Raw genomic sequence first — 24912 nt, forward strand, 5'->3', positions numbered from 1 at the left:
TGACCCTACTGTTCAGCGTTCGGGCGAGATATCGGTGTCGACGGGTCCGATCGGGACCACCAGCGGGGTCCCGGTGACCGGGTCCTCGATCACCTTCGCGCGCAGCCCGAAGACCTCCGCCACCACTTCCTCGGTGAGAACTTCGGCCGGCGTTCCCGCGGCAACCACCCGGCCCGCGCGCATCGCGACCAGCCGATGGGCGTAGCGCGCCGCCAGATTCAAGTCGTGCAGCACCATCACCACCGTCCGGCCCGCTTCGGCGTGCAGGCGCCGGACCAGGTCGAGCACCTCGATCTGGTGGGCGAGGTCGAGGAAGGTCGTGGGTTCGTCGAGCAGCAGCAGGTCGGTGTTCTGGGCCAGCGCCATCGAGATCCAGGCGCGTTGGCGTTGCCCGCCGGACAACTCGTCGAGTGAGCGATCGGCGAACTCGACCATGTCGGTCCAGGTCAGGGCTTCGTTGATGGCGGATTCGTCGTCGTCGGACCACTGGCGGTACCAGCGCTGGTGCGGATGTCTGCCGCGCGCGACCAGGTCGGCGACGGTGAGACCTTCGGGGGCGAGCGGTGATTGGGGCAGGATGCCGAGCACGCGCGCCACTTCCTTGGTCGACATGCGGTCGATCCGCTTGCCGTCCAGCTGGACGTGGCCACCGGTGGGGCGCATCAGCCGCGCCATCGCGCGCAGAAGCGTGGATTTGCCGCATCCGTTGGGTCCGATCACCGCGGTGACGGTGCCACCGGTGATATCCAGGTCGAGACCGTCGACGACGGTGGTCGGTCCGTAGCCGAGGGTCAGCTCGCTGGCCTGTAGCCGAACGGTCATCACGCGCCCGCTTTCCCGGCACGGTTGCGCCGCATCAACAGATAGATCAGATAGGGCGCGCCGAGGACTGCGGTGATCACCCCGACGGGGAGTTCGCCTGCGGGCAGCAGGGTGCGGGCGACGAGATCGGCCGCGACGGTGAAGGCCGCGCCGAGCACCACCGAGGTGAGCAGCGGGGGTTGCGCCGAACCGGTCAGGCGCAGCGCCACCTGCGGCACCGCGAGCGCGATGAAGATGATGGCGCCCGCCGAGGCGGTGGCGACTCCGGCGAGCAGCACCGCCAGGACCAGCAGCGCCAGGCGGGCGGCGTTGAGCCGCACGCCGAGCGAGCGGGCGGTGTCGTCGCCGAAGTGCAGCGCGCCGAGCAGGTGGGTGCCCGCGAGCACCACCGGCACCAGCACGGCCAGGGCGATCGCCACCGGTGTCACCTGAATCCAGCTGCTGCCGTTGAGGCTGCCGGTCAGCCAGGTCACCGCTCGCGTCGCGACATCGACGTCGCCGACGCTGAGCAGCCAGAAGGTCACGCTCGAGAGCAGTGAACCGGCGCCGAGACCGACGAGCACGAGCCGATAGCCTTCGATCCCGCCTCGCCAGGCCAGCACGAAAACGCACAGCGCGGCGAGCAATCCGCCCAGCATCGACGCCACGGGCACCCCGATCTCGGCGGCGGCGCCGCTGATCTGGCCGCGGCTGCCGGACAGGGCGATCACCGCGACCGCGGCCACGCTAGAGCCCGCGGTGACGCCGAGAATATCGGGACTGGACAACGGGTTCCGGGCGATACCCTGGGTGATCGCGCCGGACAACGCGAGTGCCGCGCCGACCAGCGCGCCGGTGAGAATCCGGGGCAGCCGCAGATCCCACACCACATAGGCGAGGCCGTCGTCGCCGCCACCGGTGAGCACCGCGAGCACGTCCCACGGCGTGACCGGGCCTCCGTCGGGCATCGTGTAGGTGCCCAGCGCGAGCGCGACGCAGGCCCCCGCGGCGAGTATCGCGAGTCCGAGCAACAGGACCGCCGTCGTGCGTAGTCGCAGTTGCCATGACACCGGTCCCAGCCGGACCGCCCGGACCGTACTCATATGCTCACCAGCTTTCGGCGGCGGACCAGCACGATGAAGAACGGGACGCCGACGAAGGCGAGCATGATGCCCGCGGGCAGTTCGCCCTTGTCCAGGACCAGCCGTCCCGCGATGTCGGCGACCAGCACCATGACCACGCCGAGCAGCCCGGCGACGGGCACCAGCCAGCGGTAGTCGGGCCCGGTGATGCCCCGCGCCAGGTGCGGAACGACGAGCCCGACGAAGCCCAACGGCCCGGCGATCGCCACGACCGCACCGGTCAACAGCACGATCGCGCCGATGCCGACACTGCGCGCCAGGAAGACGCGATGGCCGAGGGCGCGGGCAGTGTCCTCGCCGAGGCCGAGCGCGTTGAGCGCGGAGGTGTTGGCCAGGGCGAGGACGATCCCGACGAGGACGAACGGTGTCGCCTTGCCGAGTACGTCGAGGTCGGACCCGACCAGCGAACCGGCCTTCCAGAAGCGATAGATGTCGGTGACGTCGGTGTCGAACAGCACCACCGCCGAGATCAGGCCCTGCAACAGGTAGCTGACGGCGGCGCCGGCCAAGGCGAGGGTCACCGGCGTGGGTCCGCCTCGGCCCGTCGCGCCGATGACGAACACGGTGATGGTGGCGATCAGCGCACCGGCGAAGCCGAACCACACGTAACCGAACAGGCTCGAGATGCCGCCGATCATCACCGCGAGGACGATGCCGAGAGCCGCACCCTGGGTGATACCGAGCAGCGCCGGATCGGCCAGGGGGTTTCTGGTGTGCCCCTGGATCACCGCCCCCGCGATGCCGAGCGCGAGACCGGCGAGGACGCCGAGCAGGGTGCGCGGCAGGCGAAGGCCGTTGACGATGGCGCCGGTCTCGGTGTCGGTCGTGCCGCCGAGCGCGTGCAGAACATCAAGGGGAGCAATGAATTTCGAACCGATGGCCAAACTGAGCAGAACGGCCGCGAAGACCGCGGCCAAGAGTCCGGCGATGAGTAGCAACCGGCGAGTCCGCGTGTTGGCGAACACGACTCCGGGCGGCGATGCGGGCACTATCCCTCTTCATAGTTGGTAATTAGGTAAGGCTTCGCTAGGTTAGCAACCCTAAAGAACTCTGAACCACTCGGGAGACCTCGATGAAGACCCCACTGAGCCGTCGGCTCGCCGCCGCCGCGGCAGTCGCCGCCGCCGTACTGAGCCTGTCCGCGTGTGGCCAGGACCGGTCGGCCACCGGCGCCGCCGGTAGCGATTGCGATACCGCGAGCAACCTCGACGGCGGGGCCTACCCGCGGACCATCGAGGCAGGGGCGGTCAAGGACAAGGCTGGAACGAATGTCGGCACGGTGGTGGACCCGGCCACCATCACCACCCGGCCGGTCCGGATCGCCGCTCTCGACCAGACGTTCGTCGACGCCGCGCTGGTGCTGAACACCGAAGTGGTCGCGTACACGACGTACCAGTCCATGGGCGAGAAGTTGCCCGCGTTCCTCGGCGCGGCCGCCCAGACCTGCGGCGGGCGAGCGGTGAACATCGGCAATCTGCAGACCCCCGATATCGAGAAGCTGGCAGGCGCCCGACCGGATCTGATCGTGTCGGCGAAGGTGCGTCACGAGAAGCAGTACGAGCAGTTCAAGGGCATCAAGCTCGGATCGGGCACGGTCCCGGTCGTGTTCAGTCAGACCACCGGCGCCACCTGGAAGGAAAATCTCCTGCTGCTCGCCAAGGCGGTCGACAAGGAGAATCTCGCCGAGGCCAAGCTCGCGGCCTACCAGGACCGTGCCGCCAAGATCGGCGCGGCGATCAAGGAGAAGAACGGCGGCAACGCGCCCACCGTGTCGCTGCTGCGCTTCCTGCCCAAGGAGGACCGGCTGATGCAGCGGGTCAGCTTCGTCGGCGACATCTTCGCCGACACCGGCCTGAACCAGCTCGACAAGTCCGACGATCCGAAGAACGACTTCTCGATCACCCTGAGCCCGGAGCGTCTCCTCGACGCCGACGCCGACTACATCTTCCTCACCAGCAACGGCGAGGACGCCGCCGCCCAGCGCAAGGCGGCTGCCGCGGCCAACCCGCTGTGGAATCAGCTGCGGGGCAAGGTCACTCCGGTCGACGATCTGGTCTGGCTGACCTCGGTCGGCCTCACCGGCGCGCACGCGGTGCTCGACGACATCGCGACGACCTTCGGGGTCGACCCGGCGAAGTAAATCGCCGCGCGCAGCGCACTCGGGCCCTGTTCGCCCACCCCTACACTCGGCGGGGTGGGCGAACAGAAGCGGCGGATGCTGGCCGGGGAGCTGTATCGGGACAACGATCCAGAACTCGTGGCCGAACGGCAACGGGCGCAACGATTGTGCGACGAGTTCAACCGCACCGGGCCCGACGAGACCGGGCGGCGGACCGAGTTGCTGGGCGATCTCCTCGGCAAGCTGGGGGAGGGGTCCTGGATCATGCCGCGGTTCCAGTGCGACTACGGCTACCTGATCGAGATCGGGGCGAACAGCTTTCTCAACTACGACGCGATCCTGCTCGATTGCGCGCCGATCACCATCGGGAACGACTGTTCGATCGGGCCGCGCTGCCAACTGCTCACCGCGCTGCATCCGATGGAGGATCACGAAAAGCGCAGGCAGCGCTGGGAATCCGCAGCGCCGATCCGGATCGGTGACAACGCGTGGTTCGGCGGCGGGGTGATCGTGTGCCCCGGCGTGACGCTCGGGGACGATGTGGTGGTCGGCGCGGGCAGCGTGGTGACCCGCGACCTGCCGGACCGGGTGTTCGCGGCGGGCAATCCGGCGCGGGTGATCCGGCAACTCTAGGTTTGCTGGCTACTCTGGACGGCAGGCGCCGACGACGTCGGCGCGCCCATCCGTGCCCGACCAGAGGAGACCGTATGCGCCACGGCGAAGATCTCTCCCTCACCCACGTCATGCTGCTCGTGGGCAACCAGGACGAGGCTCTCACCTTCTATCGCGACCTGATCGGCCTTCAGGTCCGCACCGACATGCCGTTCGGCGACAACACGCGCTGGCTGACGGTCGGTCCGGTCGACCAGAAGAATCTGGAATTCGTGCTCGAGGTCCCGGAGATGGCCCCCGACGCCGCCTACCGGGCGGCCGCGCAGGCGCGCATCGATGGCGGCGCCCAATCCACGATCATCTTCGCCACCGACGACGTCGACGCCACCTTCGCCCGGATTCGCGACGCCGGGGCAGAGGTCGCGCAGGAGATCGTGAATCAGCAATACGGCCGCGATTGCGCGTTCCGTGACCCGTGGGGCAACCAGATCCGCTTCACCGCCCGCCACCGCGGCTGAGCGCGACATGCGGGGCGGGTGCGGCGTCGGGTCGCGCCCGCGGGCCCGCGGCAATACTGTCTGACCATGGGCGAATCGCGAATCGAGATGGAACCCGAAGCAACCCGGCCGCTGCGCGAGGACATCCGCTTCCTCGGCGGCATCCTGGGCGACACCATCCGTGACCACGAGGGTCCCGAGGTGTTCGACCTGATCGAGCGCGTCCGGATCGAGGCGTTCCGGGTGCGCCGCGAGGAGGTCGAGCGCAGCGCCGTCGCCGATATGCTCGACGGCACCCCCACCGAGGTCGCGATTCCGCTGATCCGGGCGTTCAGCTACTTCGTGCTGCTGGCCAATCTGGCCGAGGACATCCAACGTGATCGCCGCCGCGCCGCGCACGTGGCGGCGGGTGAGCCGCCGCAGGATTCCTCGCTGGCCGCCACCTACGACAAACTCGACGCGGCCGGACTCGACGGTTCGGTGGTGGCCGACCTGCTCACCGACGCGCTCGTCTCCCCGGTGATCACGGCGCATCCGACCGAAACCCGCAGGCGCACCGTCTTCGACGTGCAGTCCAAGATCACCGAGCTCATGCGCCTTCGTCGCCGCCTCGAACCCGGTGAGTCCGGTCTCGAAGAGTCCGAACTGCGGATCCGGCGCGAAGTGCTCACCCTGTGGCGCACGGCGCTGATCCGGTTGGCGCGCTTGCGGATCCAGGACGAGATCTCGGTCGGGCTGCGCTACTACGACCTGACCCTCTACGACGTGATCCCCGCGATCAACGCGCAGGTACGGGCCGCGCTGCGGGCGCGCTGGCCCGGGAAGGAGCTCCTGCCACGCCCGATCCTGCGGCCCGGATCGTGGATCGGCGGCGACCGCGACGGAAACCCGTTCGTCACAGCGGACGTCGTGCACACCGCAGCCGAACAAGCCGCCGCCTACGTTTTCGGCCGGTACCTGGACGAGCTGGTCGAACTCGAGAAGACCCTGTCGCAATCGGCTCGTCTGGTGCAGGTGTCGCCGCTGGTCGCAGAGCTCTCGGCCGCGGGATATCCCGACCCCGGCCTGTTCGCCGACGAACCGTATCGCCGCGCGCTGCACGCGATTCGGGGTCGGCTCAGCGCTACCGCCGAGCTGGCACTGGGCGAACTGCCCGAGCAGGGCCTCGATGCCGGCGCGGACCCGTATCCGACACCCCAAGCCGTCCTCGACGACCTCGACGCGATCGATGAGTCCATGCGCGCCAGCGGCGACGGCCTGCTCGCCGACGACCGCCTCGCCGCCCTGCGCCACGCCATCGAAACCTTCGGTTTCCATCTGCAGGGTCTCGACATGCGTCAGAACTCCGAGGTGCACGAACAGGTCGTCACCGAACTGCTGGCGTGGTCGGGTGTGCACCCCGACTATCCGAGCTTGCCCGAGGCCGAGCGCGTGGAGTTGCTGGCCGCCGAATTGCGCACGCGCCGACCACTTCTCGGGCCGAACGCGCAGCTGAGCGAGCTCGCCACCAAGGAGCTGGGGGTCTTGGGCGCCGCCAAGGAGGTCATCGATACCTTCGGCGCCGCCGCCATCCCGAACTACATCATCAGCATGTGCACCTCGGTCAGCGACATGCTCGAAGCGGCGTTGCTGCTCAAGGAAGCGGGCATTCTCGATCCGGGTAGCGGCGACACCGCGCCCAGCTGCCCCGTCGGTATCGTCCCGCTCTTCGAAACCATCGAGGACCTGAGCGCGGGCGCGGCGACTCTGGCCGCGGTGCTGGAGGTTCCGGTCTATCGCGAGTTGGTCGAGGCGGCGGGCATGCGCCAGGAAGTGATGCTCGGCTACTCCGATTCCAACAAGGATGGCGGATACCTCGCCGCGAACTGGGCCCTCTACCGCGCGGAACTCGACCTGGTGGAGGTGGCGAGGCAAGCGGGAATCCGGTTGCGGCTGTTCCACGGTCGCGGCGGCACCGTCGGTCGCGGTGGCGGCCGCAGCTACGACGCCATCCTGGCGCAGCCCGCGGGCGCGGTGCGCGGATCGCTGCGACTGACCGAGCAGGGCGAGGTGATCGCCGCGAAGTATTCCGAATCCGGTGCGGCACATCGCAATCTGGAATCGCTGATCGCGGGCACGCTCGAATCGACGCTCCTGGATGTGGAGGGCCTCGGCGACGACGCCGAACCGGCCTACGAACTGCTCGACGACCTCGCCGCGCGCGCCCGTGCCGCCTACGCGAACCTGGTGCACGACACCCCGGGCTTCGTCGAGTACTTCCGCGAATCGACTCCGGTCGCCGAGGTCGGCGACCTCAATATCGGCAGTCGGCCCGCCTCCCGCAAACCCACCAACTCGGTCTCGGACCTGCGCGCCATCCCGTGGGTGATGGCCTGGAGTCAGGCCAGGGTCATGCTGCCCGGCTGGTACGGCACCGGCACCGCCCTCGAAGACTGGGTCGGCGACGACCCGGCCCGCCTCGCGCGACTCACCGACCTCTATCAGCGCTGGCCGTTCTTCAATACCGTGCTGTCGAACCTGGCCCAGGTGATGGCCAAGAGCGACCTCGACATCGCCGCGCGCTACGCCGAGCTCGTCTCCGACAAAACCCTGCGCGCCGACATCTTCGCCATGATCGCCGACGAACACGCCCGCACCATCCGCATGTACCTGGCGGTCACCGGCCACACCGAACTCCTCAGCGACAACCCGTCACTGGCCGAATCGATCCACAACCGCTTCCCCTACCTGGAGCCGCTGAATCAGCTCCAGGTCGACCTGCTGGCCCGGCTGCGCGGCGGTGACGATTCCGAACTGGTGAAGCGGGGCATCCTGCTCACCATGAACGGCCTGGCCACCGCCCTGCGCAACTCGGGATAACACTCAGAGGCAGACGCTGATGGTGAACGGTCCGACCGGGATGCCGGTGCAGATCGACACTGAGCCGACGACCGGCTGCGCGGGGGCGGCCGAGGCGGTTCCGGCGCCGATCGCGGTCACGGACAGGGCGAGGCCGGCAACGGCGAGCGGGCGGGCGAACTTGGCGAACATAGGCTGATCCTCGGGTAGAACGGGGTGAACACCCCCGTGTGGGGGCGCCCCATCACAACACGCACGCACCGACGGCGTCCATGACATGGTGGGAATCGCCGTGGCTCAGTCGGTTACGACGGCGATCGCGTCGATCTCGACCAGCATCTCCGCGCGGGGCAGGCCGGTGAAAACGGTGGTGCGCGAGGGCAGTACGCCGTTGCTGGTGTGCTTGGTGACGAACTCGCCGTACGCCTCGTTCATGATCGCGAAGTCCTCACGTTTGGTGAGGTAGACCCGCAGCATCAGCACGTCGTCGAAGGTGGCGCCGGAGGCGTCGATGATCGCCTTGACGTTCATCAGGGTGCGGGTGGTCTGGGCGGCGACATCGCCCTGGTGCAGGTACTCGTTGGTCTCGGGATCCACCGGGCCCTGACCGGACACCTGAACGAACGGGCCCTTGCGCACGCCCTGGGAGAAGGTGTGGGCGGGCGCCGGGGCGTCGGAGGTGCGCACGGCGGTCTTGTCGGACATGGGGTTCAGCCTTTCCTCGCGGGGACGTCTCGGCGGGGGTCCCAGCCGAGTTCGGTGGAGATGGCGTCGGCCGTCGCCCTGACCTGCGGCAACAGCGCCAGCACTTGATCGTGGTCGAGCAGCACATCGGGAACCGAGACCGACACGGCGGCGACAACGGAACCGATCCCGTCGCGCACGCCGACGCCGATGCAGTTGACGAAGCTCTCGTGTTCCTCGTGATCTTCGGCGAACCCCTGCGCCGCGACGAGATTCAGTTCGGCCAGATACTGCTCGGGGGTCCGCAGGGTACGGGTGGTGAACGGGTGGAAGTCCAATCGCGCTGCCACCGCGGGCCATTCGTTGCGGGGTAGCGCGGCGACGAGCACCTTGCCGACGGCGGTGCAGTGCAGCGGTGCGGGCCTGCCGATGCGCGAGTACATCCGCACCGCCTGCTCGGCGTCGACCTTGTCGATGTAGACAGCGTCGCCGGATTCGTAGGCGGCCAGGTGCACGGTCTGCCCGGTGGCCGCGCCCAGCGCGCTCAGGTGCGGGCGGGCGACGGTGCGCACATCACGGTTCTCCAATGCGCGACTGGCCAATTCGAACATCCGGGTGCCGAGCGAATAGCGGTGCGCGTTGTCGCGCACGACGAACCGATCGGCCTGCATGGTCTGCAGGAGCCGCAGCACTGTCGACTTGTGGACGCCGAGCCGGACTGCCAACTCGTCGAGGGACTGCGAGCTCTCGCCGAGGGCGATGAGAATGGACAGGGCCCGCGACACGCTTTGACTCATGCGCTGATCGTTTCATCCAGAGCCGCCGGATAGCGCAGCGTGGCCCAGATATCGTCCGGGAGCAGCGCGAGGCGCTGAATATCCTCCGGCGGTGGCAGTTTCGCCGCATCGCCGGTCGCGGTGAGCGCCGCCGCCGCGCACAGATGGCCGTACCGCAGGCGCGTGCGGAGGTCCGCGCCGTGCAGCAGGGCGGCGAGGTAGCCGCCGGCGAAGGCGTCACCGGCGCCGATGCGTTCGGTGATCGCCAGGGAAAGCGCGGGCGCCTCGATCGAGAACTCGCCGTCGAAGCCGGTGACGGTGTGCTTGTCGTTCTTGACGATCAGCTGGGCGGGCTCGGGGAACAACGCGCGCAAGGCGGCCGGGTCGCCGGTGCCGAAGATCTCCTCGGCCTCGTCGGCGCCGAGGAACGCCACGTCGGCGCCGCGAATGTGCGCGTCGAGTTGGTCGGCGGCCTCGTCGATGCGCGAACCCCACACCGCCGGACGGTAATTCAGGTCGAAGCTGACCAGTCCGTGCCGTGGCCGGGCGAGCAGGGCGCGGGTGAGTTCGGTCGCCGACTCCGACAGCGCCGGGGTGATGCCGGTGAAGTGCACGAGATCGGCGCTGTCGAGTAGCGACGCCTGGGCCGCGAGGTCGGCGGTGGACAGCGCGCTGGCGGCCGAACCCGTGCGGTAGTAGTGCATCCGGCTGGCGTCGGCGCCCAGGTCGTTGGCCGCGCCGGAGCCCGCACCGCGTTCCTTGACGTAGAGACCGGTCGGCCGCGTCGGATCGACGGCGACCGACTCGACGTCCACCCCCTGCGCGCCGAGTTCGGCAACGAGGTATCGCCCGAATCCGTCGTCGCCGACCCGTGAGAGCCACGCCGCCGACACGTCGAGCTGGGCCAGCACCACGGCCACATTGGCCTCCGCGCCGCCCGCTCCGCGCTCGAACCGCGCGGACTGTTCCAGGGGCCCCGCGCCCGCGATCAGCACGGCCAGGCCCTCGCCGACGGTGACCGCCCTGGGCCGAGTGGTTGTTGCCTGGGTCACCTCGTTCGCCTTTCGTGCTTGCGGTCACTGCCCTCGGGATGCACAATAACGAGCAGAAACACTCAGCGCAACCATCGTTGCATAATACGCAATGTTGATCCGACATGATCGATCGAGCCGCCACCCCGGGTTCGGTCGAGGAGAAAGGGATGCTGTGATCATCGACAACGACGTCGTCGACGCCCTCGCCGACGAGGTGCTCGGACCCCAGGACAAGAGCGCGCCGCCCGCGGCGTGGGGGAGCACCGTGCGCGAATACCTCGACGGCGCACCGCGTCTGGATCAGTGGCAGACGCCGTTGCTCACCCTCGATCGCGGTAGGCTAGAGGCGAACCGCGACCTCATGGCCGAGTGGACCACCGGCGCGGGCGTCGCGCTCGCCCCGCACGGCAAGACGACGATGGCGCCGCGGCTGTGGCGCGAGCAGCTCGTAGCCGGGTCGTGGGGGATCACGCTGGCCACCGCGTGGCAGGCCCAGCTCGCGCGCTCGTTCGGCGTCGGCCGGATCATGCTCGCCAATACGCTGATCGACCCGGTCGGAGTGGCCTGGGCCGCAGCGGAATCGGCGCGGAATCCCGACTTCGAGTTGTACTGCTGGGTAGACGGCGTCGCCACCGTCGAACTGATGGACAAGATCCTGCGCGATACCGCCCCTGGGCCGCGCGTGCGGGTGCTGGTCGAACTGGGCGGACCGCACGGCCGCACCGGCGCGCGCACCCGTGCCCAAGCGCGCGCGGTCGCCGCCGCCGTCGGCGCGAGTGAGCGGTTGAGCCTGGCCGGTGTCGCGGGCTACGAGGGCGCGCTGGCGCACGATCGCAGCACCGAGGGCGTGGCGGCGGTGCGTGGCTATCTCGGCGAACTGGCCGCGCTGCACACCGAACTCGCCGCGGTGGGCGCCTATTCGGGTTCGGCGGTCGTCACCGCCGGCGGCAGTGCCTACCCCGAACTCGTGGTCGACGAACTCGCCGGACTGGACGATCCCGAGGGTGCGCGCGGCGTGGCGACCACCGTGGTCCTGCGCAGCGGCGCCTACCTCGTGCACGACGACGGCTTCTACGCGGGGATCTCCCCGCTCGCCGCGCCCGCGAAGGAACCCGGCCTGCGTTCGGCGATGCACGGCTGGGCTCGGGTGGTCTCGCGACCCGAACCGGAACTGGCCCTGCTCGACGGCGGCAAACGCGATTTCCCCTTCGATGAAGGCCTGCCGGTGCCCCAGCAGGTCATCGGCGGCACGCTCCCGCCGAACGCGGTGGTCACCGCGCTGAACGATCAGCACACCTTCCTGCGCATGCCCGGCGCGGATCCGGCCGATCTGCCGGTCGGCTCCGTCGTGCGGCTCGGCCTCTCGCACCCCTGCACCGCGTTCGACAAGTGGCGCCGCATCCCGGTGATCGACAGCGCCGACGCGCCCGACCCGCGCGTGGTCGACCTGATCCGCACCTACTTCTGACGGATGACCATGACGCACTCGCTCTTCCGTGACATCGACATCGTCGACGGCACCGGCGCCCCACGCACCCGCGGCGACGTGCTGGTCCGCGAGGGCCGCATCGCCGAGATCGCGCCACCGGGCACCATCGACGCCGACGCGAGAGTCGTCGCGGTGCGACCTGGTTCGGTCCTCACGCCCGGATTCATCGACATGCACGCGCATTCCGACCTGTATCTGCTCACCCATCCCGACCACTTCCCGAAGATCACCCAGGGGGTCACCACCGAGGTGATCGGCCAGGACGGGCTGTCCTACGCGCCCATCGACGAGGCCACGCTCGCGGTGGTGCGCAAGCAGATCGCGGGCTGGAACGGCAACCCGGCGGACTTCGATTTCAGCTGGCGCACCGTCGCGCAATACCTGGACCGCCTCGACCAGGGCATCACGCCCAACGCCGCCTACCTCGTCCCGCAGGGCACCCTGCGCATGCTCGTGGTCGGCAGCGAACAGCGTGTCGCCACCACCGCCGAGATCGATCGGATGTGCGCGCTGCTGGCCGAGGGCTTCGACCAGGGCGCGGTCGGTATGTCCAGCGGGCTCACCTACACGCCCGGAATGTATGCCGACACAGGCGAACTCGCCGCGCTGTGCGCGGTGGTCGCCTTCTACGGCGGCTTCTACGCACCGCACACCCGCTCCTACGGCGCGGGCGCGCTCGAGGCCTACGCGGAGATGATCGGCCTGGCGAAGGCCACCGGCTGCGCGCTACACCTGACCCACGCCACCATGAACTTCGGCGTGAACCGCGGCCGCGCACCGGAATTCCTCGCGATGCTGGCCGCGGCCCGCGCCGACGGCTGCGACATCACCCTCGACACCTATCCCTATCTGCCCGGCTCGACCACCCTGTCGGCGTTACTGCCCAGCTGGGCGATGTCGGGCGGCCCCGACGCCGCACTGGCTCGACTCGACGATCCGGCCGAGCGCGCCAGGATCACCGCCGATGTCGACGTCAACGGCTCGGACGGCTGCCACGGTGTCACCGTCGAATGGGAGACCATCCAGGTCAGCGGCGTCGGCGACGACGCGCTGTCGGACATGGTGGGCCGCACGGTCGCCGAGATCGCGGCCGAGCGCGGCATCGCCCCGGTGGACGTGTTCTTCGACCTGCTGCGCCGCGACCAGCTCGCCACCACGATCCTGCAGCACGTCGGCCACGAGGAGAACGTGCGCGCCATCATGGTCGACCCCGGCCACATGGGCGGCAGCGACGGTCTGCTCGTCGGCGCCCGACCACACCCACGCGCCTGGGGCACCTTTCCGCGCTACCTGTCGCGCTACGTCCGGGAACTGGGCGTTCTCGGTCTCGAGGACTGCGTGCACCACCTCACCGGCCGACCGGCCGCGCGACTGCGCCTGGCCGAGCGTGGCCTGATCCGGGCCGGTTACGCCGCCGACCTCGTCGTCTTCGATCCGGCGACGATCCACGACACGGCGACCTTCGACCACCCCCAACAGCAGGCGCGCGGTATCGAGCACGTGCTGGTCAACGGCGAATTCGCGCTGGAGAACGGCACCGCGACGGGCCTGCGCGCCGGACGCGCCCTGCGTCTGGACACCACGAAGGAGGAAACGCGATGAACCCGATGCTCAGCTCGTCGTCGGAGGCCATGGACGTGATCCGCGCGGACCGGGCCCTCACGGTGGTCCGTGCTCCTGACATCCCCGATCCGGCCGCGCTCGCCGCCGCGCTCGCGGGCGCCGGGTTGCGGGCGGTCGAACTGACCTTCACCACCCTCGGTGTGCTCGACGCGATCAGCAGGGCCACCGCGGTCACCGACGCCGTGATCGGTGTCGGCACCGTGACCACCCGCGAGCAGGCCGAAGCGGCCATCGAGGTCGGTGCCCGGTTCCTGGTGACACCCGCGCTGCGCCCGGAGGTCGCGGAAGTGGCTGTAGCGCACTCGATTCCGGTGATCATGGGTGCGTTCACGCCGTCGGAGGTCCTCGCCGCGGCGGAGATGGGGGCAGCCGCGGTGAAGATCTTCCCGGCACGCACGCTCGGCCCGCAGTACGTCAAAGATCTACTCGGCCCGTTTCCGCACATGTTCCTGATCCCCTCCGGCGGCGTCGATTCCCACAACGCCCGCGACTTCCTCCGAGCGGGCGCGATCGCCGTCACCGCGGGCACCGAAGTGGTGGCCCCGTCCGACGTCGAGGCGGCGCGCTGGTCCCACATCGGCTCCAAAGCCGCGCATTTCGTTCATTCGCTTGATTGAGAGGTTCTTCCATGGGCGCCACCATCGACTGGTTGCGCACCACCACCCCCGGGTTGCTGGTGCTGTGCGGTCTCGCGATCGCTGTGCTACTCATCGCCATCATCAAGGTCAAACTGGAGCCGTTCATCGCGCTACTGTTGACCGGACTTCTGCTGGCGCTGGCCGCCGGACTACCGATCTCCCAGATCGTCGGAACACCGCTGAAAGCCGGTGAGTCCCTGCTGGAAACAGGCTTCGGTGGCATCCTCGGCCACATCGCGGTGATCATCGGTCTGGGCACCGTACTCGGCGCGATCCTCGAAAGATCCGGTGGCGCCGACGTTCTCACCGACAAGCTGCTGAAGATGTTCGGTGAGAAGGGCGCTCCCGTCGCGATGGGCCTGCTCGGACTCATCTTCGGCATCCCCGTGTTCTTCGATATCGGCATCTTCGTGCTCGCGCCGCTGGTCTATGTCGCGGCCAAGCGCGGTGGGCGATCGCTGGTCCTCTACGCCATGCCGATGCTCGCGGGTCTGTCGATGACGCACGCGTTCCTGCCGCCGCACCCCGGTCCCGTCGCGCTCGGCGGGCTGCTCGGGGTGAGCCTGGGCTGGCTGATCCTCATGGGCTTCGTCTGCGGCATCCCGGGTTTCCTCGCCGCGGGCATCGTCTGGGGCTCCTATATCGGTCAGCGCGTACAGGTTTCGGTGCCGGAGGAGTTCGTGCGCTTGGAGCCCGAGCCGGAGCCGGCTGAAGGTTCGGGCGGGACCGCGGTGATCACGAAGGCGCCGCCCTCGGTCGGGTTGATCGGTTCCATCATCGCGATCCCGCTGGTCTTGATCCTTGGCGCCACCTTCGGCTACCAGCTCCTCGACACGGATTCGGCGCTGCTGCAGGTGCTCACCTTCTTCGGTACCCCCGCGGTCGCACTGCTCATCACCGTGCTCGTCGCGTTCTATCTGCTCGGGATCCGGCGTGGTTCGACGGTGCAGGAACTGAGCACCATCACCGCCGAATCGCTCAAACCGGTCGGCATGGTGCTGCTGGTGGTCGGTGCGGGCGCCTTCTTCGGCAGGGTCATCTCGGCCACCGGCATCGGCACGGCGCTGGCCGACACGATGTCGGCGGCCGGTCTGCCGATCATCGTGCTCGCCTACCTGATCAGCTGCGGACTGCGGATCGCGCAGGGTTCGGCGACGGTCGCCATCGTCACCACGGGCGGCATCGTCGCCCCGCTGGTCGCCGAGCAGGGCTACTCGCAGATGTCGATCGCGTTGATCGCCATGGCGATCGCGGCGGGCTCGATCATCCTCAGCCACGTGAACGACGGTGGCTTCTGGATCATCGCGAAGTACTTCAACATGACCGTCAAACAGACGCTGCAGACCTGGACGGTCCTGGAAACCATTCTGTCCGTGGTGAGTTTCGCGGTCGCGGCCTTGCTGTTCTCGATCGTCTGACCACTGCTCACCGAGCCGGGCTGTCCCCACGGGTCAGCCCGGCTTCGTATGCCAGGATCGCGGCCTGCACGCGGTTGTCCAGGGCGAGGCGGCGCAGAATCGCGCTCACATGGAACTTCACGGTCGCCTCCGCGAGGAACAGCGAGCGGCCGATGTCAGCGTTGGACAGCCCGCACCCGAGAAGTGCGAGGACCTCGCGTTCGCGGTCGGTCAGCGCGTCGACGCGCCCTCGGGCCACGGTGTCGGTCGGTGCGGTGCCGTCGAATCGGGCGATGACCTTCTGGGCGATGCGCGGAGACAGGTAGGCCGCGCCGTCGGCCACGGCGCGGACACCGAGGATCAGTTCACGCGGGTCCGAGGCTTTGAGCAGGAATCCGTCGACGCCGTGGGTCATCGCCGCGTCGACATAGTCGTCCTCGTCGAAGGTCGTCAGCAGGACCACCGCCACCGACGGCAGGGTGGCACGCAGTTCGGCGGCGGCGGCGAGTCCGTCCAGCCGGGGCATCCGGATATCGAGGAGCGCGATGTCGGGCCGGTGGCGGCGGGCCAGCTCGACCGCTTCGCGGCCGTCTGCTGCCTCGGCGATCACCTCGACGTCCGGGTCCGTCGCCAGGACGGCCTTGACTCCGGCGCGGATCAACGGTTCGTCGTCGGCGAGCAGCACTCGGATCGTCATCGAGTTCCCCTGTTCCGGTCGAGCGGGATCCGCGCGCGGACAACGAACCGGTCGTTCTCGGCGTCCGCGTGCAATGTTCCGTCCAGTGAGTGCGCTCGTTCACGCAGACCTGCGAGGCCGACTCCGGTCCGCGCACTCCACGGACTGTCCACCGCCGCGTGCGACAGCTGGTTGCCGATCGTCACCTCGACCAGTGTCGCCGTGCGCTCCACGCGAATCACCACCTCGGCGCCGGGTGCATGGCGCACGGCGTTCGTCAGCGACTCGCGCACGATGTAGGCCACCGTCCGCTCGACGAGTGGCGGCAGCGCTGACCCGTCGAAACCCTGTGTCGTGACGACCATTCCGGCGCTGCGGGCACTGTCGACGACCGTGGTGACGTGTCCGATGTGCGGCTCGATCGGGCCTGCCCGACGCAGCACCCCGATCGTCTCGCGAAGCCGATCGGTGGCCGTCGCCGCGAAGGCTCGCAGCTCGGCCGCCGCCTGCTGGTTCTGCTCGGACAGGTCACCCGCCAGTTCCAGCGCACCGGCGCGCAAGGCGATCAGCGCCAGATCGTGGCCGAGGCTGTCGTGGATATCGGCGGCGATCCGGGTGCGTTCGCGCAGCTCGGCGCGCTCGCCGATCAGCCGCTGCTCCTGCTCTAGATGGGTCACGCGCTCGGCGCCGGCCGCCAACAGCTCGGCCTGCTGACGCCGGAACCGGCCCGCCGACCACGGCAGCGCGCAGGCGAGAACGAACGATCCGAGCACACCGCTGCCGAGGGAGAAGTCGACCAGAGTGAGCACCGCCCCCGGCGCACCGAGCGCGCCGAGCACCGTCCACTCGTGGGGGAACGGCAGCCGTCGTCCGTGGAGATACGCGAGCACGCCGAGCACGGGATACAGCGCCTGCCGCCACAGCGGAAGATCGTCGAGGAACAGCCCGTTGACCTGGGCTGCTCCGGCGAGCAGCACCAGCGCGGCCGCGTTCCTCATTCGCCCGACCTTACCGATCGCAGCCGAGACAGCCGAGCCACCACGGTGACCAGCCCGGCTACGGCGGCAACGCCCGCCGCGATCGGCAGCGGCGCGTAGTAGCTCAGTTGCGCCCAGGTGACTGTTCGCCCGTTCATGATGATCGAGATGACCGCGGGAAAACCGGCGAACAGCAGGACCGGAGTCAGGGCGGGCAACAGCCGTGCGCCGACCCACCAGATCGACGTCCCGCGCCTGGCGCGCGCCCACCGTCGCGCCCGGACCGCGCCCAGTACACCGAGTCCGAGTGCGGCCACCGCGGTCGCCGCGAACGCGGACTCGGTCCACAGTCGGTTGTGCCCGGGCACTTCCGGCGTCTCGCCACGGCTCATCGCGGCCAGGCCGAGCATGATCGGGTAGGTATCTTCGGCGAGTCCGGCGCTGTTGGTCAGCACCGCGAAGCCGTATCCGCTGTCCGGGTCGATCGCCTGCGCGGCGTTGTAGGTGAACAGGTTTCCGGAATGGACGAGCAGTTCGCCCTCTTCCTCTGTACCCCAACCCATTCCATATCGGTGCAGAACCGGCGTGTGCATCGTCGTCAGGCTCTGCGCGGTGACGAGTTGCGGGCCGTTGCCGGTATTGCTGATCAGCCAGCGGCCCATATCCGCTGCCGTTGTGATGACCGAACCCGCTCCGCCGCCTTCGAATCCGAGGAGATCGGGTCGCGCGATCCACTGCCCGAACAGTGAATTGAAGCCGGCAGGCGGTGCGGGTAGGTCGGCGTCGGTGCCGCTGGCGGTCATCCCCAGCGGGCCGAAGACCCGCTCCCGCAGAAAGTCGCCGAAGCTGCGGCCGCTTGCCACTTCCACCAGTCGTGCCGCGATGTCGTAGTTGACATTGCAGTAGGCCCACCGGCTGCCCGGCTCGGCTCCCAGCTCGCCGGTGCGCAAGGTGGCAACGTACTCGGTGAGTGACCGCGCCGTGTCGGTGGCGCCGATGTCCACCGTCCGATCCGACAGTCCCGAGGTCTGATTCAGCAAGTGCCGCAAGGTGATCCGCTCCGCCCGGGCATCGGCCATCCGGAACTCGGGTAGCTGCTCGACCACCGGCGCGTCCAGCGCGAGCCGCCCGTCGTCGACGAGCATCATCACCGCGGTCGCGGTGATCGACTTGCTCAGCGAAGCGATCCGCATCGGCGAGTCCGCGGTGATCGGCTCCCCGCGCGAATTCCGACCCGCGCCGGTGGCGTGCACGACGGTGTCGCCATGGGTGACCACCACCGAGACTCCCGGCAGCCCGGTCGAATCCATCGCCTCCGCCAGATAGGCGTCGATCGCAGCAGGCGAGAACTCGGGCGGTGTGGGCGCGGCCGCCGCGCTCGAGGGAACGACGAGGCCGACAAGGAGGACGGCCGTGACCAGTACACGATGCATAGCCGAAACGTTAGAAACGGTGCGCCGGGATCGAATCCGACGAACGGCGACCATCCACCTAGACGAAAGTCGGGAATCTCCGTGCGAGATGGACCGGTCGGCGTGGATCAGTCGAGTAGCGCGCGGGTGAGCCGGGCGAACGCTTCGCGGGGGTCCTTGCCGTCCTCCGCGCCGGTCAGCCGGTGGACGACCGCGCCGTCGAGATAGTCGACGAGGATGCCGGCATCGGTCGCGGCCACACCGACAGCAGCGGCCATCTCGACCGCCCAGGCCCGCAGGCGCTGGTGCCCGCGATGCAGTGATTCGGAGAGCGCGGGCATCGTCTGCGACTCGCCGAACAGGGCCAGGCGTGCCTGGGTGCGGATGCGGTCGGTGGTGGTCGCATGAGTGACGAACAGGGCGAGACCGTCGATGAGGTGCTCGACGGTTGCGGGGCCGAGTGCGCGGTTCAGCGTCTCCCAGTCGGTGTGATCGCGTTGCTCGAGGCGTTCGGCGAGACCGCAGAGCAGGGCCTCGCGAGTACGGAAATAGTTCGATGTCGAACCCGGCGGCAGGTCGGCGGCCCGGTCGACCGCGCGGTGCGTCAGCGCACGCGACCCGCCGGTGCCCAGTACCTCGATAGCGGCGTCGAGGACCTGTTCGCGTTTGGTAGACACGTGCCGATACTACGCCCGTAGTGAATCGCACTACATTCGTAGTGTTGGCCACTACAGCCGTAGTACGGTCACGGAGGTACCTGAACGAGGGAGTGTGCGATGTCCACAGCAATCGTCGTCGGTGGCGGAATCGGCGGCATGGCCGCGGCGCTCGCGCTCGCGGGGAGGGGCTGGTCCGTCGAGGTGTTGGAGCGAGCGCCGGAGGTCGCGGAGGTGGGATCCGGGATTTCCCTGTGGTCCAACGCCTTACGCGCGCTGGATGCTCTGGGCGTCGGCGACACGGTCCGGGCGCAGGGAATGGCGGAGGTGTCGGCCGGAATTCGAGACGACCGTGGGCGATGGCTCTCGCGCACCGACGTGGCGACGCTGCGCGAGCGTTTCGGAGCTCCGGTCGTGATCCACCGTGCCCGGCTGTTGGACATTCTGCGCGCGGCGCTCGACGATGGCATGGTGCGCACCGGCGTCTCGGTTCGCGAAGTGACCACCGACGGGACGGTGCTCCACTCCGCGGGTACCTCCTCGGCTGATCTGGTCGTCGGTGCCGACGGGATCCACAGCGTCGTCCGGCGTGCCGTCTGCGGCGACGTCGCACCGCGCTACGCCGGCTATACCGCCTGGCGCGCGGTGGTCGACATCGACGAGGTGCTCACCGAATTCGGTGAAACCTGGGGTCGGGGTGCACGTTTCGGTATGGCTCCGCTCGCGGACGGCCGCGTCTACTGCTTCGCGGTCTACAACGCCGTCGAGAACGCCACCGGCAGCCTCGCCGAAGTCCGCGATCTCTTCGAGAACTGGCACCATCCGATCCCGGCCCTGCTCGCCGCCGCCGACCCGGACACCGTGCTGCACAACGATATCTACGACCTCCCCGCGCTGCCGACTTTCACCGCGGGCAACATCGCCCTGCTCGGCGACGCCGCCCACGCGATGACGCCGAACCTCGGCCAGGGCGGCTGCCAAGCCCTCGAAGACGCGGTGGTCCTCGGCCGGCTGGCAGGCGAGCCCGACGGCCTCGCTCGCTACGACCGAGAACGTCGCCCCCGGACCGAGATGATCACCGAGCGCTCCGCCCGGATCGGCATCGTCGGTCAGCTGTCCGCGCGGCCCCTGGTAGCCCTCCGCAACACGGCACTGCGCCTGACTCCCACATCGGCCCAGCTCCGTGCCATGACAGAGATTCTCGACTGGACCTGTTGAGCCGCGGTCGGTGTCGGCGAAACCCGACTGCCTCAGATCTGGCGCGATCGGCAGGTGTGTGGGTCCTGTGTCCACGCGCACGCCGCCTGATGATCGTGACTGGGAATGATGCGGACGGCGCCGCGGATCGCGTGCAGGCGGTGAACGGTTCGCCACGTCTCGGTGCGGTCGTTGTCGGCCAGCATGCCCGGATAGCCCGACTTCTGACGCAGCTCCTCGACCTGCAGGTTGTGCCAGATCGCGTCGCCCGCGAGCAGGACCGGGCCGCGCTCGGTGCGCAAGAGCAGGCCGACGCTGCCCGGGGTGTGGCCGGACAGGTCGACGAGCACCACTGCGCCGTCTCCGAACAGGTCGTGACTGCGGGAGAAGGAGAGGACGGGGGGACCGTCGAGGTCGTAGACATCGAGAGGTCTGTCGCGAACAGCTCGCCGCACGCCGCCGACCGGTGCCACCGGACCCTCCATCGCCCAGTCGTGCTCGGGCAGGTGGAGCCGCAGTGGCAACTCGGGGAGATCGAGGAGCCCGGCGATATGGTCCCAATGCAGATGCGTCGGTAGCGCGAAGTCGATGTCATGGGCGGCGATTCCACTGCGGTGCAGAGAGTCTCGGATATCGATGATGTCGCTCGGTGGTGTCACCGCGACTCGCAGAACGCGGGGAAGCTCGGCCACCGCCTGGTCCTGAACATCCGCGCAGATGCCGGGGTCGACGAGAAAGGTCGCCGTCGGATGCCGGACGACGAAGGCCGTCATCGCGGATTCGATCCGGCGCGGGGCGAACACGCCTTCGACGACGGCCGCCGTCGGCACCCGCTTGGCATTCTGCGCCAGAACCGTCAGCTCGACCGTCGTCGTGCCGCGGGGGAGTCCGTTGTCGGGCAGCGAGGTCAGGAACCTGCGGTCGGGTCGGCGTGGTCGCAGGGCGCCCGTCACCGCCGACCCCACCGACCGGCAACACCGCCACAGGTCCGGCGACGCGACCGGGTCGATCAACTGTGTTCGATTGTCGTTGTGTCCCATGCGAACTACGCTAAAACTTCAGGTCCACCTGAAGTAAAGGGGCCAATGTGTCGAATACCGCCGAGTCGCGCCGCATCGGCGATGTCGCCGCCGAGCTGGGTGTCGCCACCCACGTCCTGCGTCACTGGGAAGACGTGGGCGTACTCGTTCCACCCCGCGCGCCCGGCGGACAACGGATCTATGGCGGCGACCTGATCGTCCGAGCCCGCCTCGTCCAGCTCTGTCAACGAGCCGGGCTGTCGCTGGCCGAGATCAAAGATCTGTTCGCCGCCCGATCTCGCACCCGGCGCGTGGCGGTCTTCGCGGACAAACAGGCCGAATTGCGAACTCGTGTCGACGACCTCACCCGAACCATCGACTTTCTCGCCCATGTCCTGCGCTGCACCCACCCGATCGTGGACGAGTGCCCGGACTGCGTCGAGTTCAGCCGGGGCGGCTCATAGGGGAGTCGGCGACGACCGGTGGTAAAGCGCGAGCATGGCGGCGGCAGTAATTGTCATGGTCGCGCGGAATTCGGGTGGGTCGAGGACTTCGACGTGCTGTCCCAAGGGGAGTAGGGCGTGGGCGAGGACCTCGTAGGACTCGGCGGGAATCGTGATGTCGGCCCAGCCGTCGGCGTCGGGTGGGCCTGCGGAGGCGAGGGCCTCGCGCACCGCGGCCGGGTCGTTCATCAGACGCAGCAGGCTCAGGTGGGCGGTGGAGATCCGGCAGTGGGCGCTGACGCGCAGCATCGATCGCGCGAACTGCTCGGCCGAGTCCTGCCAGTGCGCGGCGAGGTCGAAATCGGCGGGGCGGGTGAAGGATTCGCCGGTGGGTTCGGCTGTGGCGATCCGGCCGGCCCGGTACGAGCGGATGTCGGAGTGCTCGCGGGCGATCAGGTACCAGGTGCCTGCCTTCATGACCAGGCCGAGCGGGTCGAGGGTTCGTTCCACCGTGCGGTCGCGGCGGTGGTAGGTGATCGCGAGGCGGCGGTCGTGCCAGAGGGCGTCGGCAACCGTGGCGAGCGTGGGGGTGTCGTCAGGGCGCGCGAACCAGCCGGGCGCATCGATGTGGACGCGTTCGGCGATGCGGGTGGCCCGGCCGCGCAGTTCCGGCGGGAGGGCGGCGAGCATCTTCAGCTGGGCGGTGGCCAGCACGGTGCCGAGGCCGAGGTCGGCGGCGGCGCCGGGGAGGCCGGCGAGCAATACGGCGTCGGCTTCGTCGGAGGTGAGGCCGGTGAGTCGGGTTCGGTAGCCGTCGATCAACCGCACGCCGCCACCGCGCCCCGGTTCGCTGTACACCGGAACGCCCGCCTCCGACAGCGCCTCCACATCCCGATACACCGTGCGCACCGAGACCTCGAGCTCCTGTGCCAACTCGCTCGCGGTCGCCCCGCCGCCTGCTTGCAACAGCAGCAGTAACTGCACCAACCTGCTCGCCCGCATATTCTCGAGACTAGCCGCAAAACCTGACAGGAGATGTCAAGGTTTGGTCGTACCGTACGAGATATGACCACGTGGAGCCAGTTCACCGAAGAAGCACCGAGCGTCGCCGCCCTGTTCTCGCGTCGGCACCAGGCCACCGGCAAGCTGTGCATGCTCGCCACCCTGCGTGCCGACGGTTCGCCACGAATCAGCCCGATCGAACCGGTGATCTTCGAAGGCATGCTCGTCTTGGCCGGTATGCCGAACACCCGAAAATTCGACGACCTCGCCCGCGACCCACGCTTCTGCCTGCACACCGCCACCGTCGACACCAGGGTCGCCGACGGCGACGCGAAACTCTTCGGCACCGTCACCGACCTCCAGGATGAGACCGTCCACGCCCGCTTCGCCCAAAAGCTTTTCGACGACAGCGGTTTCGACATCCGCGGCGAGAAGTTCGACCACTTCTACATCGCCGACCTCACCGGCGCCTCGACGGTCGAAGTCATCGACGACCGCCTCGATATCACCGTCTGGAAACCCGGTGCGGGCGAAACGATCGTCCACAAATGAGCTGATCGAAGGCTGCCTGGTGCAGTGAGTGGGGTGACGATCGGCCGCGCGCGGTTTCGCGGATCGGGCATGGCGCTGTGCCACGATGAGCTGCATGGATCTGCTCGCTTCCGCTGGTGTCGGCGATCCCTCGCCGATCGTCTCTCTGTTCTGGATCGCGCTCATCGCGGTGGCCGCGCCGCTGCTGTCGCGGCTGGTGCGCGGGTACCTGCCGGATGTGGTGCTCCTGCTGGTGGCCGGGGCGGTGGTCGGGCCGCATGTGCTCGGGTGGGCGAGTAGCGCGGGCGGCGTCGACCTGGTCAGCGAGTTGGGGCTGGGGATGCTGTTCCTACTGGCGGGCTACGAGCTCGATCCGCGGTTGCTGCGTGGCCGATCGGGGCACACAGCGTGGATCGTGTGGATCGTGTGCCTGCTGTTCGCGTTCGCGATCGTCGCGGTAGCGGCGGACAAGTCGACCGGCACGCGCGTCGCGGTCGCCATCGCGTTGACCTCTACCGCGCTCGGCACCCTGCTGCCGATCCTGAAGCAGTCCGGAATCGTCGACTCGCCCTTGGGCCGCGCGGTGATGACGCACGGCGCCGTGGGTGAGCTGGGGCCGATCGTGGCGATGTCGGTGCTGCTCACCAGTAGAAATCCTGCTAGCGCGGTGGTGATCGTCTTGATGTTCGCGGTGGCTGCCCTTGTCGTCGGTTTCGTGCCGTTGCGAATGCTCGACCGCATGCCCGATCTCGGCGGCGCGCTGGGCAAACTGGGTGGCGGCACCTCGCAGCTGCCGGTGCGCGGGGTGGTGCTGCTGCTGTTGGTGCTGATGGTGGTCGCCGAGGTCTTCGATCTGGACGTGGTCCTCGGCGCGTTCGCTGCGGGCATGATCCTGCGGCGGCTCATCGCGGCGGGCCACCCGGATGTGGACTCGTCGCTGGAAGCCATCGGGTACGGGTTGCTGATCCCGGTGTTCTTTGTGGTGTCGGGGATGGGCATCGATGTCGCGGCGGTCGGTCGCGATCCGGGGCTGTGGTTGTGGTTCGTGGTCACCATCGCGATCGCCCGGGGCGTGCCCGTCTGGCTGAGCGAGCGATTCATGCCGCGCGGGGACAACCTGCCGACCGGACGCGAGCGGGTCGAATTGGCCCTCTATGCCGCGACGGGCCTGCCGATCATCGTCGCGGTGACCCAGGTAGCCACCCAGGCGGGGCTGCTGACCGCTGATGTCGCCTCGATCCTGGTTGCGGCGGGCGCGATGACTGTCTTGGTGTTTCCGCTGGTAGCGCGCCTGATCGGGGCGTCGGAGGCGAAGTCGGTCACACCCGCTCATGAATGAGCTTGCATAG

At 68.7% G+C, this 24912-nt stretch carries 25 protein-coding genes; 12 read left to right on the forward strand and 13 right to left on the reverse strand.

What is annotated here, in order from left to right:
- Window positions 1-12: 12 nt before the first annotated feature.
- Genes OHS03_RS05215 through OHS03_RS05225 form a run of 3 tightly spaced genes read right to left on the reverse strand, consistent with a single transcriptional unit; the run spans window position 13 to window position 2932 of the window.
- A complete protein-coding gene (locus OHS03_RS05215; protein ID WP_328661184.1) occupies window positions 13-822 on the reverse strand; it encodes an ABC transporter ATP-binding protein in 810 nt (269 codons plus the stop codon).
- Window positions 822-1904, reverse strand: coding sequence for a FecCD family ABC transporter permease (locus tag OHS03_RS05220; RefSeq protein WP_328661185.1), 1083 nt, complete (start codon window positions 1902-1904; stop codon window positions 822-824). Before OHS03_RS05220 ends, OHS03_RS05215 begins: the two co-directional genes overlap by 1 nt.
- A complete protein-coding gene (locus OHS03_RS05225; RefSeq protein ID WP_328661187.1) occupies window positions 1901-2932 on the reverse strand; it encodes a FecCD family ABC transporter permease in 1032 nt (343 codons plus the stop codon). The genes OHS03_RS05220 and OHS03_RS05225 overlap by 4 nt, the downstream gene beginning before the upstream one ends.
- A gap of 83 nt (window positions 2933-3015) precedes the next feature.
- On the opposite strand from OHS03_RS05225, the gene OHS03_RS05230 reads away from it, so the two are divergent.
- The 4 genes from OHS03_RS05230 (at window position 3016) to ppc (ending at window position 8030) form a co-directional block, all read left to right on the forward strand.
- Window positions 3016-4083, forward strand: a complete 1068-nt coding sequence (locus tag OHS03_RS05230) for an ABC transporter substrate-binding protein (RefSeq protein WP_328661189.1) — start codon at window positions 3016-3018, stop codon at window positions 4081-4083.
- A gap of 54 nt (window positions 4084-4137) precedes the next feature.
- Window positions 4138-4695, forward strand: a complete 558-nt coding sequence (locus tag OHS03_RS05235; RefSeq protein WP_328661192.1) for a sugar O-acetyltransferase — start codon at window positions 4138-4140, stop codon at window positions 4693-4695.
- A 74-nt stretch (window positions 4696-4769) separates the two neighbouring features.
- Window positions 4770-5192: a VOC family protein gene (locus OHS03_RS05240; RefSeq protein WP_328661194.1), complete on the forward strand. Its 423-nt coding sequence runs from the start codon at window positions 4770-4772 to the stop codon at window positions 5190-5192.
- A 66-nt stretch (window positions 5193-5258) separates the two neighbouring features.
- The gene (ppc, locus tag OHS03_RS05245; RefSeq protein ID WP_328661196.1) at window positions 5259-8030 is read left to right on the forward strand and encodes a phosphoenolpyruvate carboxylase; all 2772 of its coding nucleotides are present in this window, start codon (window positions 5259-5261) and stop codon (window positions 8028-8030) included.
- A gap of 3 nt (window positions 8031-8033) precedes the next feature.
- Here ppc and OHS03_RS05250 read toward each other — a convergent pair whose 3' ends face one another.
- The 4 genes from OHS03_RS05250 to OHS03_RS05265 all read right to left on the reverse strand — a co-directional run bounded on the left by OHS03_RS05250 (window position 8034) and on the right by OHS03_RS05265 (window position 10521).
- A complete protein-coding gene (locus OHS03_RS05250; RefSeq protein WP_165610252.1) occupies window positions 8034-8201 on the reverse strand; it encodes a hypothetical protein in 168 nt (55 codons plus the stop codon).
- A gap of 105 nt (window positions 8202-8306) precedes the next feature.
- Window positions 8307-8714, reverse strand: coding sequence for a RidA family protein (locus tag OHS03_RS05255; protein ID WP_328661198.1), 408 nt, complete (start codon window positions 8712-8714; stop codon window positions 8307-8309).
- A 5-nt stretch (window positions 8715-8719) separates the two neighbouring features.
- Entirely contained in the window at window positions 8720-9490 is a 771-nt protein-coding gene (locus OHS03_RS05260) for an IclR family transcriptional regulator (protein WP_328661200.1), read from the reverse strand.
- Window positions 9487-10521, reverse strand: coding sequence for a sugar kinase (locus OHS03_RS05265; protein WP_328661202.1), 1035 nt, complete (start codon window positions 10519-10521; stop codon window positions 9487-9489). The genes OHS03_RS05260 and OHS03_RS05265 overlap by 4 nt, the downstream gene beginning before the upstream one ends.
- 157 nt (window positions 10522-10678) lie before the next feature.
- Here OHS03_RS05265 and OHS03_RS05270 point away from each other — a divergent pair, with 157 nt between their 5' ends.
- From OHS03_RS05270 to OHS03_RS05285, 4 genes are read left to right on the forward strand one after another with little or no spacing between them, the layout of a single operon-like run.
- Window positions 10679-11971: a type III PLP-dependent enzyme domain-containing protein gene (locus tag OHS03_RS05270; RefSeq protein WP_442942370.1), complete on the forward strand. Its 1293-nt coding sequence runs from the start codon at window positions 10679-10681 to the stop codon at window positions 11969-11971.
- Window positions 11972-11980: 9 nt separating this feature from the next.
- Window positions 11981-13594 (forward strand): N-acyl-D-amino-acid deacylase family protein, encoded by a 1614-nt coding sequence (locus OHS03_RS05275; RefSeq protein ID WP_328661205.1) that lies wholly within the window; start codon window positions 11981-11983, stop codon window positions 13592-13594.
- Window positions 13591-14232 (forward strand): bifunctional 4-hydroxy-2-oxoglutarate aldolase/2-dehydro-3-deoxy-phosphogluconate aldolase, encoded by a 642-nt coding sequence (locus OHS03_RS05280; protein ID WP_328661207.1) that lies wholly within the window; start codon window positions 13591-13593, stop codon window positions 14230-14232. The genes OHS03_RS05275 and OHS03_RS05280 overlap by 4 nt, the downstream gene beginning before the upstream one ends.
- Window positions 14233-14243: 11 nt before the next feature.
- Entirely contained in the window at window positions 14244-15671 is a 1428-nt protein-coding gene (locus tag OHS03_RS05285) for a GntP family permease (protein WP_328661209.1), read from the forward strand.
- Window positions 15672-15678: 7 nt separating this feature from the next.
- Here the strand turns inward: OHS03_RS05285 and OHS03_RS05290 are convergent, their stop codons facing one another.
- From OHS03_RS05290 to OHS03_RS05305, 4 genes are all read right to left on the reverse strand, one after another.
- Window positions 15679-16347 carry a response regulator gene (locus tag OHS03_RS05290; protein ID WP_328661212.1) on the reverse strand — a complete coding sequence of 223 codons (669 nt, stop codon included), beginning with the start codon at window positions 16345-16347 and terminating at the stop codon, window positions 15679-15681.
- Window positions 16344-17324: a sensor histidine kinase gene (locus tag OHS03_RS05295; RefSeq protein ID WP_328661214.1), complete on the reverse strand. Its 981-nt coding sequence runs from the start codon at window positions 17322-17324 to the stop codon at window positions 16344-16346. The genes OHS03_RS05290 and OHS03_RS05295 overlap by 4 nt, the downstream gene beginning before the upstream one ends.
- Entirely contained in the window at window positions 17321-18736 is a 1416-nt protein-coding gene (locus OHS03_RS05300; RefSeq protein ID WP_328661216.1) for a serine hydrolase domain-containing protein, read from the reverse strand. Before OHS03_RS05300 ends, OHS03_RS05295 begins: the two co-directional genes overlap by 4 nt.
- A gap of 107 nt (window positions 18737-18843) precedes the next feature.
- Complete coding sequence (locus OHS03_RS05305) at window positions 18844-19392, reverse strand: TetR/AcrR family transcriptional regulator (RefSeq protein WP_328661219.1); 549 nt, start codon at window positions 19390-19392, stop codon at window positions 18844-18846.
- 99 nt (window positions 19393-19491) lie between these two features.
- On the opposite strand from OHS03_RS05305, the gene OHS03_RS05310 reads away from it, so the two are divergent.
- Window positions 19492-20589, forward strand: a complete 1098-nt coding sequence (locus OHS03_RS05310; RefSeq protein ID WP_328661221.1) for an FAD-dependent monooxygenase — start codon at window positions 19492-19494, stop codon at window positions 20587-20589.
- A gap of 32 nt (window positions 20590-20621) precedes the next feature.
- Here the strand turns inward: OHS03_RS05310 and OHS03_RS05315 are convergent, their stop codons facing one another.
- A complete protein-coding gene (locus tag OHS03_RS05315; RefSeq protein ID WP_328661224.1) occupies window positions 20622-21608 on the reverse strand; it encodes an MBL fold metallo-hydrolase in 987 nt (328 codons plus the stop codon).
- Window positions 21609-21655: 47 nt separating this feature from the next.
- Here OHS03_RS05315 and OHS03_RS05320 point away from each other — a divergent pair, with 47 nt between their 5' ends.
- Window positions 21656-22051 carry a MerR family transcriptional regulator gene (locus OHS03_RS05320; RefSeq protein WP_063005045.1) on the forward strand — a complete coding sequence of 132 codons (396 nt, stop codon included), beginning with the start codon at window positions 21656-21658 and terminating at the stop codon, window positions 22049-22051.
- Here the strand turns inward: OHS03_RS05320 and OHS03_RS05325 are convergent.
- Window positions 22046-23032: a helix-turn-helix transcriptional regulator gene (locus OHS03_RS05325; RefSeq protein ID WP_328661225.1), complete on the reverse strand. Its 987-nt coding sequence runs from the start codon at window positions 23030-23032 to the stop codon at window positions 22046-22048. The genes OHS03_RS05320 and OHS03_RS05325 overlap by 6 nt on opposite strands.
- 63 nt (window positions 23033-23095) lie before the next feature.
- Here OHS03_RS05325 and OHS03_RS05330 point away from each other — a divergent pair, with 63 nt between their 5' ends.
- Complete coding sequence (locus OHS03_RS05330) at window positions 23096-23584, forward strand: pyridoxamine 5'-phosphate oxidase family protein (RefSeq protein ID WP_328661227.1); 489 nt, start codon at window positions 23096-23098, stop codon at window positions 23582-23584.
- 94 nt (window positions 23585-23678) lie between these two features.
- Window positions 23679-24902: a cation:proton antiporter gene (locus tag OHS03_RS05335; RefSeq protein ID WP_328661229.1), complete on the forward strand. Its 1224-nt coding sequence runs from the start codon at window positions 23679-23681 to the stop codon at window positions 24900-24902.
- Window positions 24903-24912: the final 10 nt, after the last annotated feature.

Source organism: Nocardia salmonicida (assembly GCF_036142455.1).
Lineage (GTDB): Bacteria > Actinomycetota > Actinomycetes > Mycobacteriales > Mycobacteriaceae > Nocardia > Nocardia salmonicida.